We start from the raw sequence: 17,615 nt of genomic DNA, 5'->3' as shown, positions 1-17,615 counted from the left end.
GGATGCTTGAAGATAAAAAAAATATTCTTACTTTTTCAATCATACTTTTTTCAGGAGTATTTTTCCTTATTGCAGCCTCTGTATTCGGTATTCTTACAGGTGCTTCAGATTACGGTCTTTCTGATATCAAGGCTATTATCCTTTCCCATCCAGTGGACGACACTGCAAGATCAGTTATTATTGATCTCAGGATGCCAAGGGTTATTGTCGCAGCCCTTGCAGGGGCTATTCTCTCCTGTGGTGGTCTCGTTTTTCAGGCTATTTTCAGAAATCCTCTTTCAGAACCATACATACTCGGCCTATCCGGTGGATCAGGAGTAGGAGCGCTGATTGCCATAAGCATGGGGCTTGCAAGATTGCCTTTTGGGGTAATAACTGCTTTCATGGGCGGGATGGCCGCACTTATTGTCCTTTTTTACATCTCATCAGGAACAAAATTCCATCACTCGGACTCCCTTGTCCTTTCAGGCGTTATGATCAACAGTTTTTGCGGGGCGCTCATAATGTTCATCATCAGCATTGCAAGGGATACAAAAATTTACGGCATTGTAAGCTGGCTCATGGGGGATTTCTCTAACCAGGATTTCACAAATGCCTCTGTGATGGCGTCTGTTTTCATACCTTGCTTTGCCGGGATGTGGCTCCTTTCCCACAGTCTTAATCTCATATCAACCGGAGAAGAGCTTGCTGAATCAATGGGTGTAAAAGCCCGTACCGTAACGTGGGTAATGATAGTGCTGGTCTCAGTTCCTGTTTCTGTGCTTGTAAGTTTCTGTGGATTGATCGGGTTTGTGGGGCTTGTAGTTCCTCATATTACAAGAAGACTTGCTGGCCATGATCATCGTTTGCTTTTTCCATTATGTGCTCTTTATGGCGGAGGCTTTATGGTGCTCTGCGATCTTCTTTCCAGAACCATATACAGTAACGGTGAACTGCCGGTTGGTGTAATAACAGCTCTTATCGGATCTCCATTTTTCATTGCAATACTGAAAAGGGAGCGTTCATGAAATCCGCAATTAAAGGAATAAATGCAGGTTATTCATATAAGGATATCCTGGCGGTCGATAATGTCAGTTTTTCTGTAGGACAGGGCTTGCTCGTCGCCATTGCAGGGCCAAATGGTTCGGGGAAAACAACTCTTCTAAAGATGATTGCAGGGCTTGTAAAGCCTGGTTCAGGCGAAGTCTCACTGTTTGGCCGGGATTTGCGTTCAATGACAAGAAAAGAAATTGCCAGAAGATTGGCCTGGGTTCCCCAATCCCCAGAGCCTGTTTTTGGATACAGGGTGAAAAATCTTGTGATGATGGGAAGATCTCCTCACCAGGGCTTCCTCGGCTTTGAAAGCATTGATGATCGAAGGATAGCAAAAGAAGCCATGGGACAGACCGATATCTTGAATTTTAAAGATCGTTTTCTAACAGATCTCAGCGGAGGCGAACTCCAGCGAGCTTTCATAGCAAGGGCTCTTTGCCAGTCCCATGAAGTGCTTTTGCTGGACGAGCCTACTTCATCCCTTGACCCGGCTCATCAGATCCAGATCATGAATGTTCTCAGGGATCTTTGCAAAAATCGCAATTCAACAGTAATTATGGTCAGCCATGATCTTAATCTGTGCTCCATGTACGCGGACAGGCTCATGCTCATGAAAAACGGAAGAATAGCAGATTTCGGCCCGCCCGAAACTGTCCTTAACCCTTCGATGCTTGAATCTGTCTACGGATGCAAACTCTCTGTGGAATTACACTCAGAATTAGGCTTTGCTGTTGTTGTCCCTGTGCCTGATTTTTGAAGTAGAATGATGGTTTAAGGATTTATTTATGTCCGGGATGCGCTGTCTGCTCAATTACTTGACAAGAAAGCCCAAATTGTAGGTCGGATATTAGAGCGTCCTTTGCTCGTAATCCGACATTGAGCCGGATGCACGGTTTATACACACAGCTTTTGAACCAGCATCACCCATGATGGACTTACAAAAAGTCAGAAAGGGCATTGGTATCATGCCGGACTTAATTCGGTATCTTTGTATTTTCAATTAGTTCTGGATTTCGGCCTTCTCCGGAATGACTGAAATAGGACTTTTTGCGACCTTGTCACCGCATATTCCCATCCCATTTTTTTATTGACTAAAACATCCTCTATGTCTAAAAGCCATGAATAAGCATTGGTGTCCTGATTCTATCAGGACTTAAAAGGGAATCCTGTGTGAATCAGGAACGGGCCCGCCGCTGTAACCGGGGACGATTGCTGCAATATGTCACTGCTTTAATGTGGGAAGACGCAGCATATCAGGTTGATCCGGGAGTCAGAAGACCTGCCAGAGCTGTAATCGGATTTTTCGGCGTGGTAACCGGAAGTTTCGGTGCCTTATGTCTTGTCTGCATTTTTTTTGCAGATATAAGAATCAGGCATATTTTTCTCCAGGATCAATAAGGGATGACCGGGATTTACCGGGCATCCCTTTTTTTATTTTTAAGGACAGTATTAAAAATGATGGACTCGCAAAAAGTCAGGAAAGGGCTTCAGCGTCATACCGGACTTGATCTGGTATCCAGTATTTTCAAGCACTTCTGGATTACGGCCTGCGCCGGAATGACGGAAATCGGACTCATATTTGTTTTCATATTATTTGCCTCATCAATTTGCATTTCCGCTGAAAAAGATTCGTCAATAGATGAGAAATGCGAAGGCAAAGGCAAAGTCACCTTCATGGGCGAGAGAGACCCTAATAAACGATACGATCAGAAGGAAACTTTCAAAACCGGAGATGTGGATCTTAAAAAAACATCTTCAACCTGCCTTGTGATAGACAGGGCTGACATGGAAGGCAAAGCCCAGACTTTGGGCGAGGCTCTTGATAAAGAAGCAGGGATTCAGATCAGGAACTCCGGCGGGACAGGCAGTTTTGCATCTATATCTTTAAGAGGTTCGGAATCAAGTCAGGTCATGGTTTTTATGGACGGAGTCCCTTTAAGCTCAGCGTCTGAAACAGGTGTTGATCTTGGTTCCATCCCGCTTGGAGATGTCGAATCAGTAGAGATTTTTAAAGGTACCACTCCCATGAATTTTGGGATGGCCTCAATGGGCGGAGCGGTCAATATCAAAACCCTTAGGTCAAAACCTGGAATGGCTGGTTTTCTTTCTGCCGGAGCTGGCAGTTATGGAACAAAGGCGTTAACAGGATATTTCAATCATAAGCCAGGAGCCTGGGATTATCTTTTTTCGTTTGATTCACTCAGTTCTGACAATGATTATGAAATAGATAATGATAACGGTACTCCGTACAATCCATACGATGATAAAGAAGAAAAAAGAAAGAATGCCCAGATCAGGCAGGACAGCTTTCTTGCAAAAACCGGCTGTGATATCGGCAAATCTGGGCGGATTGATTTTCAGGATCAGTATTTTGCAAAGAATCAGGGCGTTCCTTCATACGCTTCCTACAATAATTCTGAAAATGACGCATGGCTTGATACAATGAGGAATATTTTCAGCACTTCATATACTGCAAATGATTTTACTCCTCTTCTTCTTTCCACAAGAACAAGATTCAGCCATACAATGAAAAGGGAAGAATATGACGATCTAAGCAATTCAATCGGTCTTGGAGTCCAGCACTCAAAGTACGATACTGATTCCATAGAAGCCGGGTTTTATGCTGAATGGAAGAATATGTTCAATACTGTGGAATTTATGACTGAGGCAAGATCTGAAACCTTTAAGTCAAAGGATCTTGTTGCTGGCAGAACTGCCCAGGACGCAGATAGAAATACCTTCGTAACAGGAATTCAGGATAGGATTCTTATTGATCCTGTGGGCAGGTTATCCGCAACTCCGGGAATAAGATATTCTTTCACGAGCGATGACGGTAAATCTTATGAAACTGATGATTATGAATCAGGCTTTTCCTCAGAGGACAGGTATTATTTCAGCCCGCAGTTTGGTCTTTTATATACATTGAATGACTCGATAACCATGAAGTCAAATATTGCCAAATATTACAGGGAACCTTCATTTTTCGAGCTTTTCGGAGATCGTGGTTTTTTTGAAGGAAACGAAAGACTCGTCCCAGAAAGAGGAATAAATTTTGACGCTGGCGCAGAATTCAGACAGAAATGCCTTCATGAATATGTTCAGGAAATTTTTTTCGGGGCGACATATTTTCATGACAGGATTTACGATCTGATCACAAGAACCTATGACGCAAGAGGTGTAGGTGTTTCAGTAAATGTTCCGGGCGCTCTGATCACAGGGGTTGAGGGTCTGGCCGGAATTAGATTTTTCGGCAGAACAGGCCTTTATTTCTCCGCTGTTTTGCAGAATCCTGACAATCTGACTTCAGGTCTTAAAGGCAATCAGCTTCCTGGCAGATTTTCGTCAAAGTTTACGGTCAGGGCCGAGACAGGTACAGATATAGGACTGAACAAGTTTTTGACCTATGCCGAATATATAGGTGAAAACGATATGTATTATGACACTCCTAATCTTCTTTCTGCGGAAGACAGGCGCTTTGTAAATATTGGCGCCGAATACGGTATAGGTGATTTTACAACGTGTTTTGACATAAAGGATATAACAGACGGGAGGTATTCGGATTACAGACTTTATCCGTCTCCGGGACGTTCTTTTCTTTTCACCGTCAAATACAAATTTTCAAAAGATATAATTGAAGATTCAATTGCTAATAATAAGGAGAGAAAATGAAAAAGTTAAAACTGACGTTAGGCACGGTTGTATTAGCTGCTGCTTTTCAAACAATGTCTTTGGGAATATGTCTGGCTGAAACAAAATTCACTGCAGTGGCCACAAGTGCTGCAACTGATTTTTCAAGTGGCTCCCATATTACTGTCACTGGTGACAGCCCAAGGACTTTGACTGAGGATCTTGTGCCTGCTGGGTCTGACATGACTGTAGTTTCAAAGGGCAAAAATTTTTATCGTATGGAAAGATCAGGCGCCAATAATATTACCAAGTTTGATATAAGCAAACCAGACAAACCTGTATGGCAGTATTCCACAGAAGGATCAGAGACAGGCAGCAATCCACATGATCTTATTTTTGCGACAGACAGTCTTGCTTATCTTCTGAGGTACGGATCGAGTCGCGCATGGCTTGTAAACACTACTGCATCAAAACAGGAAAGTTTTAAGGTCGGCGAGCTTGATCTTTCAGCATACGCAGACAGGGACGGCAAGCCTGAGATGAACAGCGGAGTTATTGTTGGCGATAAGCTTTTTGTGACTTTGCAGAGAATTGATTTTACAGGCGGTTGGGGGCACTCTGTTTATAATCAGGCTTATGTTGCTGTTTTCAATGCATCAACCGGAGCTGAAATAAACACTGGAAGGGGAGAAGATGGTCTTAAAGGTATTGCTCTTCCGCTCGAAAATCCTGGCTCAATACAGTATGTTTCTCAAACCGGCATGATTTATGTCCAGTGTTCAGGGCAGTATAATAAAAAATACACGGGCGGGATTGCAGTAATAGATCCAAGTAATTATGAGTCTGCCGTTCTTGTTGATGACGGAACAGAGCTTGTTCATCCCTATGGATCAATATCAGGTATGGTTATTGTCTCGCCTTACAAGGGCTATTTTGTAGGTTATAATGGCTGGGGGAATAATAATCTCTATAAATTCAACCCTGCTTCTTTTACATCTGCTCCGGTTGCCATACCAGGATTCGAAGGCAAAAATATTTCAGGGCTTGAGCCAACGAGTCTTGATAAAAAAGGAATGGTCTGGGTTGCAACATCAGATCTTGACCCTGCTACATATAATCTGAGCAATCCTTCAATAAAAATAATCGATTCAGGGACAGATCAGGTTGATCAGACAATAAGCACAAAACTGGTTGCACAGAAATTTGTTTTTTGTGAAGGGACTCCTGGTTCTGGCAGTTCTTCTGATTCATCTGAGGGAGGTAGCTGTTTCATATCTTCTGCCACAAATATGTCATGGTTTTCATGGTGCGGGCTTTCTTTAATCTCTCTGATTCTTTTAATTTCAGGTGCTTCAGATTTTATAAAAAAGACCAAGTAAATAGAATAGCTGGATTGTTTTAATGATTGTGGGGGACTATTATTAATAATTCCCCCACATTTTCATATAGATAAAAGTTCAAAGGCCGTTTTTTGGAAAAAGCTTGGCAAAAACTTTTCGGTTATGGATTCTTTTGCTTGAAAAACATATGTTCTCAACACGTAATAAAAAAACATAAAAGTTTTGGGAAAGGTCTGGAAAACCCTTTTTCAAAAGGGTTTTCCAGTAATAATGTAACAACAGGTTACCGTTCAAACGGCCTGACTCATTTCAAATGTTCAAGCTGTGACATTGATGAGTATATACTCGGTTTAAAAGAATCTTTTTAATATGAAATCAGTTGCCATAGGTTCCCATTAATTCGTCATGGGCAATGATATGTCCTGCCATTGCATTGACAACATCAGTTTTTGTGGCACCAGTTTCAAGGCTAAGAGTCGTATCCAGTGCATAAGCCTTGAAATAATACCTGTGTATTCCTGACGGCGGACAAGGCCCGCCATAGTTTGTATAGCCGAAATCATTGATGCCATACACTGAACCATCACCAAGCGTTGCCTGGGAAGAAAAGCCTTCAGGCAATAGAGTTGTGGTTGCAGGAATATTAAAAAGGACCAGATGCACAAATGTTCCGCCTGCATCCGGGTCATCGCATATCAGGGCCATACTCCTGGTTTGGGCGGGGATGCCAGACAAAGCAAGAGGCGGTGAAATATCCTGTCCTTGGCATGTGTATTTTACAGGGATTGTTTCACCTTCACTGAATGCTGTGCTTGTAATCTGGAAATTGTCGTTAACGCATACAGCATAGCCTGCTATTGGAAGAGCTGCAGGTTCATTGCTCGGATCTTTTACAGCCCTGACCACAACAACGTAATTCCCAGCAGACGGGAATGTATATTGGCATGTGTTTGTTGTGGAATAATCCCGAACCATAGTCCAGGAAGCTGTGTCATAGGATGAAGATCCATAGTCCGGACGATAATAGAATCTGTAATAAACTGATCCTCCGGTCGGATCCGATGCCGTAGCAGTATATGTGACTGTGTCCCCGACTTTTGGAGTTGAAGATGCACTCGAAGAAAATCCTGAGATTGACACCTGATTATTGTCAGCAACGCATACCGTTTGTCCTATAATTGGAAGAGCTGCCGGTTCGCTGTTAGGGTTTAGAACAGCCCTTGCTACAATGATGTAATTCCCAGCGCTCGGAAATGTGTACTGAGCACTGCTTGTGGTGGAATAATCCTGAACAACTGTCCAGGGTGTAGTGTCATAGGATGAAGTTCCATAGTTGGCACAATAGTAAAACTTGTAATATAGAGGACTCCCGTCTGAGCTTGAGGCCGACACGCTAACTGTTACTGGTGATCCAGCTAATGGAGAACCCGCCGGAGATACGGTCATCTGTCTGATGTTTACTTTCTCAGACGCAGATATTGATGCAGGATCAGATCTCCACTGGTTGTAAAAATAATTAAGGAGATCAATAAACTCTGTTGTAGCTTTTTGCTGTCCGCTTGTGTTCGGATGACTGTCTCCTGAATCAGTAGGGTATGCGGCAAAATTGTTGGAGCCGGAAGTTACGTGTTGAACGGCATTATTGTACCATCTGTGGTGATTGTCAGTTCCGGTCAGGACATTAAAATAATCGAAAACCGCCACATTTTTATATGGATATCCAACCAGCCATTCATTGAGAAGCCAGTTGTTAAAAGCTCTCGCATTTGCAGCCCGGGCAGAAGCTGACATGGCATTGGCCGGATATTCGCTTTCATTCTGCGGAGGTGCGGTAATAACCACAAAAAGCTTGTCAGGTCTTGTTCTGAAATAGGTTAGAATATTGTTGTAAACAGCTTTGGCATTGCTGACCGTAAACTGGTCATTGGGAGTGGTTCCTGCAGCATCTGTGGGATTGCCTGTAAGATTGGAATTTGGGAAGCAGGACTTGAACATTATAATCCTGTTTTCTCCGCCAGGATCTGTGACGAGTCTCGACCATGCGCCGAAATCACCGATATTCTGTCCTGTTTCAGAGTAAAGGGCGCTCAAAGCCGAGGAGCTGTTTGTACCTGTGAACCAGTCCGGCCAGTAGATAATATCCGTGTTGTCACCAATGGCACCAGGCCCCCAGCCGTAATTGGTGGCGCTGACATAATAATTGTTTGCCATGAGTGCTGCTCCCAGTCCTCCATAGGTCTGGCTCGGATTAGAGTCAGCAAGCCAGAAGCCTCCGGTTGAATGATGTATGAAAACGAGTTTCATGGGCGAAGAAGGCTTGGTGTTGTCGATTGCAGCCCAGGCCCCGGTGATAATAAATAACATAAAAAACATGCTGATCAGGGCAATTAGGCCTATTTTTTTCAGCTTCATATTTACCTCCTTCAATTTTTTTAGGTTTACAGGTTATGAACCATTAAAAAAAAAGACAATAAGTGAGTCTGTTTCTGAATCGAGGAAATCATATTATTAAGTGGCTGTGGACAACTGGAAAATGGCGTTCAATTTTTAAACCGGTGAATTATTGCTTTTGAGTATCAGCCATTAAGTTTTGAAATATAAGAATATAATAAGACTAAATATTTAAAGTATTTCTGTCAAGAATGATGATTTCGTAAGAAGTTTAAGTTTCGAATCTGTAAAAAGGATAATTTCAGGGTTGGCCCTGTATATAATGGAGAAAAGAATGAACTGGCGTCACGGTGGCAATCTAAGGATGATTGCTGAAAAAATTGGCAGATCACCGGAATCCATAAGGGATTTCTCGGCAAATATTAATCCTCTTGGCCCTCCTGAATGGATGAGGATGACAATAAGCTCTGCCATATCAGGCATTCAGAATTATCCTGATCCGGATTGTGCCGCTCTGAAAGAGAAAATTTCCTCTCATTATGGCGTTTCTGTAAAGGAAATTGCTGTTGGAAACGGATCATCCGAGCTTCTCTATCATATTCCAGCAGCCCTTGGAATCACATGCGCTATTATTCCTGTTCCTTGTTACGTGGATTATCTTTCGGCTTGCGATGCTTCAGGCATAAGGGTTGAAAATGTCCTGATTCAGGAAAATACAGGCTTTGAAATAGATTTTGATGAGCTTGACAAGAAAATTGTCGAAACCATAAATGAAAAAGTTCTTGTGATAATAGGGCATCCGAATAATCCGACTGGTAAACCTTTAAATGTTCAAAGATTTAGAAAAACTGCTGAAAAATATCCTGAAACATTTTTCCTCATTGATGAAGCTTTCGGAGATTTTGTAAGGGATTTTGATAGCCTTGTTTTTAATCGGCCCGCCAATGTAATAGTCCTGAAATCCATGACAAAAATTTATGCAATTCCAGGCATAAGGCTTGGATATGTCATTGCCGATCCTGAAATAATTAGTCTTATTGAAAAAAGGATGCCGCCCTGGAGAGTAGGGGGGCTAAACCTCGCTGTTGCAGAGGCTGCATTTGATGACACAGAATTCATACCATTCTGTATAGATCAGATTGAGAAACTCAGAACCGATCTTTTTAAGCAGCTTTCGTCAATTAAAGACCTTAAAGTTTATGAAGGTTCTGCAAACTTTCTCCTGGTCAAGGTTCAAAAGCCTGATTTGGACGCCGAAATTCTTGCTAAAAGATTGTCTGAATACGGAATTGCCATAAGAATATGTGATAATTACCGAGGCCTTGATAAAAAATGGTTCAGGGTTGCAGTCAAAAATTATGAAGACAATCATCTGCTTGTTGATTCTTTAAGAAAGATTTTTGGCCTTAAGTCAATCACATCCATTAAAAAGAAAACGCCAGCTCTGATGATTCAGGGAACAGCGTCAAATGCGGGCAAGAGCATAATTACCGCGGCTTTTTGCAGAATTTTGGCTCAAGACGGCATAAGAGTCGCGCCTTTCAAGGCCCAGAATATGTCCCTTAACTCCTTTGTCACAAAAGACGGATTTGAAATGGCCACTGCCCAGGCTCTTCAGGCAAGGGCTTGCAGGCTTGATCCTGATGTCAGAATGAATCCCGTACTTGTGAAGCCTTCATCAGATATTGCCGGACAGATAATTATTAACGGCAGACCAGTCGGTAAAATAAATGCTTCCGCATATTTCGACTATAGGCAGGCCGCTCTTTCGGCCATCAGAGAGAGCTATGATTATCTGTCCGGGGAATATGAAGCTGTCATTATTGAAGGAGCCGGTTCTCCTGCCGAAGTCAATCTGAAGAAGAATGACATAACAAACATGAATATGGCTCTTTATGCAAAGGCTCCGGTTCTGATAGCCGGTGACATAGACAGGGGAGGGGTGTTTGCTTCATTCATAGGCAGCATGGAAACCTTTACCGAGGCTGAACGAAATGCTGTGGCTGGTTTTATTGTTAATAAATTCAGGGGAGATGCGAGTTTATTGACCGACGCCTTTGATTATGTTGAAAAATTTACAGGTAAAAAGACTCTTGGAACTATACCTTATATTAAAGATCTCAGGCTGCCAGAAGAGGATTCTGTCAATCTTTCTAATAATTTATGGAATAATCAAAATGACAGGTCAAAGGCTGAAATTGAAATCTGCATAATTAATCTCCCTCATTTTTCCAATTTTACGGATTTTGATGCATTTCAGGTTGAAGACGATGTTGTTTTAAAGCTGGTGGACAGCCCTGATGAGATTAAAACCCCTGATGCTCTTATAATTCCAGGCAGCAAGAACGTGATTTCAGATTTGAAATTTCTGGAAAAAACAGGACTTGGGCTAAAAATTCAAAAACTGGCAAAAGAGGGCAGATGCAAGATTATCGGAATCTGCGGCGGTTATCAGATTCTTGGAAATATTGTTGAAGATCCTCTTCATATTGAGTCTGACTCTTTGTATTATCCAGGTTTAGGACTTCTTGACGCAAGGGCTGTTCTTGAAAAAGAGAAAAATCTCACACAGATAAAGGCAAGGCATATAAAATCCGGTGAGATTGTTAAAGGCTATGAAATCCACCACGGCGTGACCTTTTCAAAAGAAAAATCAAAAATGATTGAAGTTGAAGGCAGCGGCGATTCAGGCTCTGAAAGCAGATGCGGAAACATTAGCGGAGTCTACATGCACGGCTTTTTTGATTCTGACATATTCAGAAGATGGTTCATAAACAGTTTGAGAATCAGGAAGGGATTACGCCCCTTGGATGAAATCCATGTTTATGAGAATCTTGTGGAAAATGAACTCGACAGACTTGCTGATATTGTAAGGGCATCAGTAGATATTTCAAATGTTTACAGGCTGATGGGGCTATGATGGGCAGTATGGAAATCGGGTTTGTTATTGCGCTTGCGTTTGTTCTTGATCTTGTTGTGGGCGATCCATCATGGTTTCCCCATCCTGTAAGGGGAGTAGGGCATTTGTTATCTTGTTTTGAGAAATTTTTCAGAAAAAAAATCAAGAATGAAAGAAACGCCGGGATTGCAACTGCTCTTGCTTCGCTTTTTACAGGCTTAGGTCTTGTGCTTATTCTTCTTTTTCTGTCTCATCTTGCTGGAAAGACATGGAGTATAATTTGCTCCGTCATGATTATTTATTTCTCCATTGCGCCAAAGGATCTTTCAGATCATGCCATGAGGGTAAAAAAAGCTCTTGATGCAGGAAATTTTGAGCTTGCCAGGAAACATGTGTCCTTCATGGTTGGAAGGGATACGGATTCAATGTCTGAGTCTGATATCATAAGAGCCACTGTTGAAAGTGTTGCGGAAAACACGGTTGACGGAGTCTTGTCTCCCTTATTCTGGGCCTTTTTTTTAGGGCCTGCCGGAGCTTTGGGATACAGGATCATAAATACCCTTGATTCAATGTTTGGTCACAAAAATGAAAAATATCTGAAATTTGGATGGTTTTCAGCTCGTCTTGATGATGTGGCAAATTATATTCCGGCAAGAATCGGGCTGATTTGTTTTGCAATCAGCGCAAAGATCTGCGGTTTGAACTGGAAAAACGCTTTATTTATTGGATTACGTGACGGCCAGAAACATCCAAGCCCGAATTCCGGAATATCAGAAGCAGCAATGGCTGGCGCACTCGGCATTCAGCTTGGCGGAAGGGTGTTCAGGAAAGGTGTGGCATGCGACAATCCCCTGATTGGCGAGCCAAATGAAATTTTAGACAAGAATCATGTCAGGCTTGCGTGCGTCATGATGTTATGGACTTCAGGCGTATTTGTGCTATCAGGTTCAGCCGTGTCTGTCTTTGAGTTTTTTTAGTGATATCTTTTTTTGCGAAGCCATCAATCATAATAGCCACTTTTTTAGGCTTAATCGGATTTTCTGGATTCAATAAAATCATTCATTACCTTTTTGGCGCATTCAGGGCAGTAACTGTGACTGAAAACAATATCACTGTGCTGGGTTATATAGGATTCCATCTGGTTCCAGTATCCTGAGTCATCCCTTATTTTCTTGCATTCGCAGCAAATCGGCAGCAGCCCCCTGAGTTTCAGGATCTCATTCATTCTTGCTTTAAGCTCAATATGGGTTTTTATCCTTGCCTTGAGAATAAAAGGTCTTATAGGCTTAGTTATGTAATCCACTCCGCCTGCTTCAAATCCTGTGGCTTCATATTCTTCCTCATTCATTGCAGTAACAAATATCACAGGAATATTCCCTGCAATCTGGCTTTCTTTCAGTTCCCGGCAGATGCTGTATCCATCCATGTCAGGCATGACAACATCCATAAGTATGAGATCAGGACAGTTTTCCTCGGCCATTTTCAGGACATTTGCGCCTTTTGTTGTGAAAAGAACCCTGTATTCAGGCTGAAGAACCGCTGCAATGGTTTCGATGTTTAAGGGCTCATCATCAACAACAAGAACAGTTGGTTTACTGTCTTTTATCTGCATAGATTGTTCCTTCGGAAAAATTTGAAATTATTTTATCAAGGCTGACAGCCGCATTTTCATAGTCAAGATCATTAATATATATCTGCAATTCATTTATACCGTTTTCGATTTCCGGGTATTTTCCATGGTTCTTTTTAAAAATCATGTTTTTAAATTCTGGCATCAATGATCTGGCAAGTTTTCCGGCTTCAAGATCCCCTGATTTCAGAAATTGCCTGAGTTCTTTAATCTGATTCATGATATTTTCATATCCAGAGATGTCAGACTCTTGTCTGTCATTTTCCTTTCCTGATTCTGCTTCATCTTGTGGCCCTGATTCCTTGGCGGATTCATTCAGGGACGATTCAAAAACATGGGCAGATTCAGATATTTCGTTCATGGCCTCTTCAAGCTGATCCAGAAGAAGGGAGTAGCATTCGGCTTTATCTGCGGCAAGAGCCTTCTCCATATCGTCGGCCAGCCTGTAAACAGATAAAGCAGATATCCCGCCTGAAGTTCCTTTAAGCCCATGCAATATCGATTTTGCAGAAGCTTTGTCTCCTGTTTTATGGTGCTTTTTAAGGGAGCTGACAAGCCCCTGGTTTTTTGCTGCAAATGATATTATCAGTTTTTTGAGAAGCTCGATATTGCCGCAAAGTCTTTTCATCCCTTCATCAATATTTATTCCAGGTAGACACGGCGTATCCTTATCATTTTTTAAAGAAAGCCCACCGGCGCATGGGACATGATTCCTGCCAAGCCAGAAACCGAGAACCCTGTAAAGATTGTCAATATTGACAGGTTTTGTGAGGTAATCATTCATGCCGCACTCAAAGCATTTTTCCTTTTCTGTTTTTATGGCGTTGGCTGTCATGGCTATTATCGGGAGTTCCTTTTTATTAAATTTTTTTCTGATAAGCCCTGCAGCCTCGAATCCATCCATGACAGGCATCTGGAGATCCATCATCACTGAATCAAAAACAAGTCCATTTTTCATTATTATTTCCACAGCATCCCTGCCATTGACAGCCCTCGATGTCTTGATTCCTGCCGCTGAAAAAATTCCTGCCGCAACTTCCCAGTTCAGATCATTGTCCTCAACAACAAGGATTCTTATTCCTGAAAGATCAGGCAGAGCTCCCTCTTTTTTTTCTTTTTTAATGTCTTTGACCCCTAAAACAGCGGTAAAAGAGAATTCACTTCCCTTTCCCTGGATACTTTGAACTGATATGTCTCCGCCCATCATGCCTGCGAGCCTTTTTGAAATCGCAAGGCCAAGGCCTGTTCCTCCGTAATGCCGTGTTGTTGAAGTATCTGCCTGGGTGAACTCCTTGAAGAGATTTTTTATCTGGTCTTCCGATATCCCTATGCCCGTATCCTGTACTGAAAAAAGAAGTCTGACACTTTTATCATCCCTGTCATTGACAGAAATGCTGACGGCAACTTCTCCGGTAGAAGTGAATTTGACTGCATTACCGGCCAGATTGACAAGGATCTGCTGAAGTCTCAGAGGGTCTCCTGAAAGATATTCAGGGACATCAGAAGATATCGAAAAAACAAGTTTCAGCCCTTTTTCCTCGGCTTTAAGGAAAAGTTGTCCTGAAACCTTTTCAATCACGTCGTTCATATAAAAACCGACATTTTCAAGAGCGAGGCGGCCTGCCTCTATTTTGGAAAAATCAAGGATTTCGTCTATTATCCCAAGAAGCGAGTCTGCCGCATTCTGAATTTTTTTCATCTGTTCCTGTTGTCTGGCATCAAGTCCGCTCCGTGACAACAGATGTCCCATGCCTGTGATTGTGTTCATTGGAGTTCTGATTTCATGGCTCATATTTGCCAGAAATTCGCTTTTTGCCCTACTGGCCTTTTCTGCATCTTCCCTGGCTTTATGAATAGCTTCTTCATCAAGCCTGTGCTGAATAACGCTCCATGCGCCTTCAAGAAAATGCTCAAGTCCGGCTGAGTCAAGACTGGTGTAATTTTCGGGCTTGTTTGCCACGCCTATGATAGAATTCACAATTCCCTGCTGGACAAGAGGGATTGTCATTACCCTGGCTATAGGGACATGCCCTTCAGGGACTCCGTGCTTTTCATGGCCGGATGATTGATAGTCGTTTACAATAATGGATTCGCCGGAACTGGCAGAAGCACCCAGAAGTGCAAGATTGCCGATGTTCATGTCAAATTCGCGTTCCTGCATTTCGCATCTGTCCCATATGCCCTCAGACCAGGCCCGGACAGTCATTTTCATTGTTTCATGATCAACTGTGGCAAAAAAACCGTACCTGCTGTCTGTCAGCATTACAGCTCCGTCAACAGCTTTTTTTGAGAGTTCTGATATAGAGACGTCCCTGAGGCTGTTAAGTCCAAGTAGCATCATGTTAAGTCTGTTGTCATAATTCTTCCGCAGTTCTGACTGTTTCCTGTCATCGATATCCTGTATCTGGGAAACAAAATAAAGAGGCGTTCCATCATTTTTTCTGACCAGGGACACGCTCAGGAGACCCCATATTATACTGCCATTTTTGTGAATATACCTTTTTTCCATCTGGTAATTGTCAATGATGCCCCCAGTGAGCTGGTTGACAAATTCGAGATCAGCCTCAAGATCATCGGGATGTGTTATGGCCTGGAAATCCGTAGCAAGAAACTCATCCCTGCTGTATCCGAGAATATCACACAGAGCCTGGTTGACTTTTGTCCATTTCCCTTCCATGGACACAATGGCCATTCCGTGGGGAGCTGTTTCAAAGGCGCCCCTGAAACGCTCCTCACTTTCCCTGATAACTGCTTCGGCTGCCTTGCGTTCTGATATGTCTCTTGCTGAAATAAAAAGATATTTTCGTCCTTGCTCATCTACAATTGTTTCATAGACTTCCACAGGAAAGATTTCCCCTGATTTTTTCCTGCACGTTGTTTCAAAAAAAAGATCGTGCTCTGTTTTCAGTAATTTTATGTATTCTCTCCATGGCCTGTAATCCTGCAATTCTGATTCAATATCCATTATCTTGAGTCCGGTTATTTCATCTTTTGAATAACCAAGGGTCAGACAGGCTCCAATACTTGCATCAATAAATTCGCCTGTTTTGGGATCAACAACAATCACTGCGTCTCTTGTCTGGTCTATGAGTTTTCTGAAAAGGCTGAGTTTATGCTCCCTTTCCCTTGATTCTGTTATGTCGTGAAATACCACCACGCCCCCGTTGATTTGTCCGTTTTCAACAATCGGGGTTGAAGTATATTCCACAGGAAAGGATGTTCCGTCCTTGCGCCAGAAGATCTCATTGTTTATTTTGTGAACTTTGCTGTCTGTGAAAGCAGAATAGATGCGACATTCGTTTTCAGGATATGGAATGCCGTCAATCCTGGTATGATGAATTGTTTCATGCAGGTTTCTGCCAATCAGTTCTTCTGTTTTCCATCCTGTAAGAAATGCCCCGGCAGGGTTTATAAAGGAAACTTTTCCTTCTTTGTCCAGGCCGATAATTCCCTCTCCGGCGGTGTTCAGAATTGTTTCATTTCGTATGGTTATCTGTCTGAGCTGTTCTTCAGCATGCTTTTTTTCAGTAATATCCTGCTTAACAGCCACGTAATGGGTTATTTTCCCTGTCCTGTCCATTATTGGAGCAATAACGGCTCCCTCATTGTAGAACCTGCCGTTTTTTGCCTTGTTGACAAATTCACCACGCCATATTTTCCCTGAACTGATTGTTGACCACAGTTCCGAGTAAAATTCCGGCGGATGGATTCCGGATTTGAGGACACTCGGATTTTTTCCTATGGCCTCCTCCCTTGTGTAGCCCGTCAGTTCAGTGAAAAATGGATTCGCGTATTCTATGAGTCCATTGCTGTCAGCTATGACAACGGTGACAGGACTCTGTTCCACTGCTTCCCGAAGCAGATTCAGATTGGTTTCCGTTATTTTTACTTCTGATATATCATTTATAACGCCAACAATATATTTGACTTTTTCCCGGCGGTTGTAAATCGTGGACACCGCCATTTTTGCCCATATGAACCCGCCCTTTTTTTGAAGATAGCGTTTTTCTAAGTGATAATTTCTGTGTTTGCCTGACAATGCTTCTTTAATCATTGTAAGGCTTTCATGCCGATCATCAGGATGAGTTATCCCGTCAATGCCAAGATCTTCTATTTCACTGGCAGTGTAACCTGTCATCCTCTGGAATGCCTTGTTTGTTTCAGCAATGCTCATATCGTTCTTAAGCACTACCATTGCTGCTGCCGAGTCTTGAAAAAAAGTCCTGTACTTTTCTTCACTGTTTCCAGTTTCCTCGTTTGGCTGTTTTAGTAAGTCTGGGAATGGATAGTTCTTTTTAGCGGCATATTTTTCAATGCTGCCCGCAATTATTGCCATTATGATGATGAATATTGGCGAATAAATCTGAACAGCCAAAGCGAAGATTCCTGAAAGCAGAAAAAAGACAGTGAGAATACGGAGAATTGTTGATTTCATTTTATACCCATTATTTTGAAATGGAGCAGTATAAGAGAATGTGGCTCTGCCTGATTTTCAGTTAAGAAGTGCCTTTTATGGTTAATTTGCCATCAAAAAAGTGTGATGCGTAGATAACATGGTTGTCATCTAAAGAAAGAACCTGCCATCCATGCAAACGTGGATTATATTTTTAGAGACTAAAAACACAGAGCCAAAACCATGGAGGCAGGTATGAAGAAGAATAACATATATGTAGGCCTTGATGTACATAAAAATAGT

Annotated in this window: 9 protein-coding genes and 1 riboswitch; of the genes, 6 read left to right on the top strand and 3 right to left on the bottom strand. The window is 42.3% G+C overall.

All coding sequences use genetic code 11. The features are described from left to right. Window positions 1–2 precede the first annotated feature (2 nt). From K245_RS0115695 to K245_RS0115675, 4 genes are all read left to right on the top strand, one after another. Complete coding sequence (locus K245_RS0115695; protein ID WP_027359998.1) at window positions 3–1,007, top strand: FecCD family ABC transporter permease; 1,005 nt, start codon at window positions 3–5, stop codon at window positions 1,005–1,007. Continuing rightward, on the top strand, window positions 1,004–1,789 hold the full coding sequence (locus tag K245_RS24850) for an ABC transporter ATP-binding protein (RefSeq protein WP_035277417.1): 786 nt from the start codon (window positions 1,004–1,006) through the stop codon (window positions 1,787–1,789). The genes K245_RS0115695 and K245_RS24850 overlap by 4 nt, the downstream gene beginning before the upstream one ends. A gap of 356 nt (window positions 1,790–2,145) precedes the next feature. After that, window positions 2,146–2,333: riboswitch (cobalamin riboswitch) on the top strand. A gap of 154 nt (window positions 2,334–2,487) precedes the next feature. Further along, the gene (locus K245_RS0115680) at window positions 2,488–4,701 is read left to right on the top strand and encodes a TonB-dependent receptor plug domain-containing protein (RefSeq protein WP_198013902.1); all 2,214 of its coding nucleotides are present in this window, start codon (window positions 2,488–2,490) and stop codon (window positions 4,699–4,701) included. Continuing rightward, window positions 4,698–6,038, top strand: a complete 1,341-nt coding sequence (locus K245_RS0115675) for an NHL repeat-containing protein (RefSeq protein ID WP_027359996.1) — start codon at window positions 4,698–4,700, stop codon at window positions 6,036–6,038. The genes K245_RS0115680 and K245_RS0115675 overlap by 4 nt, the downstream gene beginning before the upstream one ends. 336 nt (window positions 6,039–6,374) lie before the next feature. Here the strand turns inward: K245_RS0115675 and K245_RS28330 are convergent, their stop codons facing one another. Further along, complete coding sequence (locus K245_RS28330) at window positions 6,375–8,411, bottom strand: YbhB/YbcL family Raf kinase inhibitor-like protein (RefSeq protein WP_232223840.1); 2,037 nt, start codon at window positions 8,409–8,411, stop codon at window positions 6,375–6,377. Between the two features lie 313 nt (window positions 8,412–8,724). Here K245_RS28330 and K245_RS0115660 point away from each other — a divergent pair, with 313 nt between their 5' ends. Both K245_RS0115660 and cbiB read left to right on the top strand, forming a co-directional pair. Further along, the gene (locus K245_RS0115660; protein ID WP_198013901.1) at window positions 8,725–11,310 is read left to right on the top strand and encodes a cobyric acid synthase; all 2,586 of its coding nucleotides are present in this window, start codon (window positions 8,725–8,727) and stop codon (window positions 11,308–11,310) included. Continuing rightward, entirely contained in the window at window positions 11,307–12,266 is a 960-nt protein-coding gene (cbiB, locus tag K245_RS0115655; protein WP_084156356.1) for an adenosylcobinamide-phosphate synthase CbiB, read from the top strand. Before K245_RS0115660 ends, cbiB begins: the two co-directional genes overlap by 4 nt. Window positions 12,267–12,316: 50 nt before the next feature. Here the strand turns inward: cbiB and K245_RS0115650 are convergent, their stop codons facing one another. After that, entirely contained in the window at window positions 12,317–12,901 is a 585-nt protein-coding gene (locus K245_RS0115650) for a response regulator (RefSeq protein ID WP_035277416.1), read from the bottom strand. After that, window positions 12,882–17,354: a PAS domain S-box protein gene (locus K245_RS26810; RefSeq protein WP_027359991.1), complete on the bottom strand. Its 4,473-nt coding sequence runs from the start codon at window positions 17,352–17,354 to the stop codon at window positions 12,882–12,884. The genes K245_RS0115650 and K245_RS26810 overlap by 20 nt, the downstream gene beginning before the upstream one ends. Between the last annotated feature and the right edge of the window lie 261 nt (window positions 17,355–17,615).

This window comes from Desulforegula conservatrix Mb1Pa (assembly GCF_000426225.1).
Taxonomy (GTDB): Bacteria; Desulfobacterota; Desulfobacteria; order Desulfobacterales; family Desulforegulaceae; genus Desulforegula; species Desulforegula conservatrix.
This window is presented reverse-complemented; position numbering and strand designations above follow the sequence as displayed.

Coding starts and splice junctions, on each gene's coding strand:
- cbiB (WP_084156356.1), top strand. CDS start 11,307: ATGATGGGCAGTATGGAAATCGGGTTTGTTATTGCGCTTGCGTTTGTT.
- K245_RS0115680 (WP_198013902.1), top strand. CDS start 2,488: ATGATGGACTCGCAAAAAGTCAGGAAAGGGCTTCAGCGTCATACCGGA.
- K245_RS24850 (WP_035277417.1), top strand. CDS start 1,004: ATGAAATCCGCAATTAAAGGAATAAATGCAGGTTATTCATATAAGGAT.
- K245_RS0115660 (WP_198013901.1), top strand. CDS start 8,725: ATGAACTGGCGTCACGGTGGCAATCTAAGGATGATTGCTGAAAAAATT.
- K245_RS0115695 (WP_027359998.1), top strand. CDS start 3: ATGCTTGAAGATAAAAAAAATATTCTTACTTTTTCAATCATACTTTTT.
- K245_RS26810 (WP_027359991.1), bottom strand. CDS start 17,354: ATGAAATCAACAATTCTCCGTATTCTCACTGTCTTTTTTCTGCTTTCA.
- K245_RS28330 (WP_232223840.1), bottom strand. CDS start 8,411: ATGAAGCTGAAAAAAATAGGCCTAATTGCCCTGATCAGCATGTTTTTT.
- K245_RS0115650 (WP_035277416.1), bottom strand. CDS start 12,901: ATGCAGATAAAAGACAGTAAACCAACTGTTCTTGTTGTTGATGATGAG.
- K245_RS0115675 (WP_027359996.1), top strand. CDS start 4,698: ATGAAAAAGTTAAAACTGACGTTAGGCACGGTTGTATTAGCTGCTGCT.